1 pseudogene is annotated in these 947 nt (G+C 67.4%); it reads right to left on the bottom strand.

Annotated elements, in window-relative coordinates:
* Positions 1 to 856 (bottom strand): annotated as a pseudogene (locus ABD989_RS17645) (IS5 family transposase).
* Positions 857 to 947: the final 91 nt, after the last annotated feature.

The raw sequence follows: 947 nt of genomic DNA on the forward strand, positions 1-947 counted from the left end.
CTAGGCCGTGTTGATCAAGTCGGTCTTGATCCAGATCAGTGTGGCGGCGAGGCAGATGCCGGCGCGGTAGTTGCGGGCGAGCTTGTCTGAGCGCATCGCGATGCCACGCCACTGCTTGAGCCGGTTGAAACACCGCTCCACGACGTTGCGGCCCTTGTAGCGCTGTTGCTGCTGGTCGCCGAAGTCGATGGGCCGGCCGGGCTTCTTGCGCCGGTGTGCGATCTGGTCGTCGCGTTCGGGGATGGTCGCCGCGATCCCGCGGGTACGCAGCCAGGCGCGGTTCGCCTTCGACGGGTAGCCCTTGTCCGCGAGCACCCGGTCGGGGCGGGTGCGCGGTCTGCCCTTGCCGGCGCGGGGGACGCGGATGTCCTCGAGCACCGCCGCCATCATCGTGGTGTCGTTCACGTTCCCGCCGGTGATCACCATCCCCAGCGGCCTGCCGCGGCCGTCGGCGACCAGGTGCAGCTTGGTCGTCAGCCCGCCGCGAGACCGGCCAATCGCGTGATCAGGCGGCTCGAACCACGGATTCTTGTGATTCGGCAGAGCCCCCTGTGTCGCGCGTGAGGGTCGCGCCGTGCTGATGCACGCGCGCGATCGTCGAGTCGATCGAGACGACCCAGTCGATCTTCCCGGCCACGTCAGCCTGCTTCTGCACCTCGGCCAGCAGCTTCTCCCAGGTGCCGTCCTCGGCCCACCGGTTGAACCGCTTGTAGATCGAGTTCCACTTCCCGAACCGCTCGGGAACGTCCCGCCACGGCGCTCCGGTGCGGTACTTCCACGCCATGCCCTCGACAGCGAGCCGGTGGTCGGTCCACGGCCTCGACCGGCCAGACACCGTCGGCATCAACGGCTCCATCACAGACCACACCTCGTCAGAGATCTCCTGTCGCGTCACCGTTCAAGACTCGCCCACGACAGCGCGAAACCTCTTGATCAACACGCCCTAG

It is taken from the genome of Gordonia alkaliphila, from assembly GCF_039542465.1.
GTDB lineage: Bacteria > Actinomycetota > Actinomycetes > Mycobacteriales > Mycobacteriaceae > Gordonia > Gordonia alkaliphila.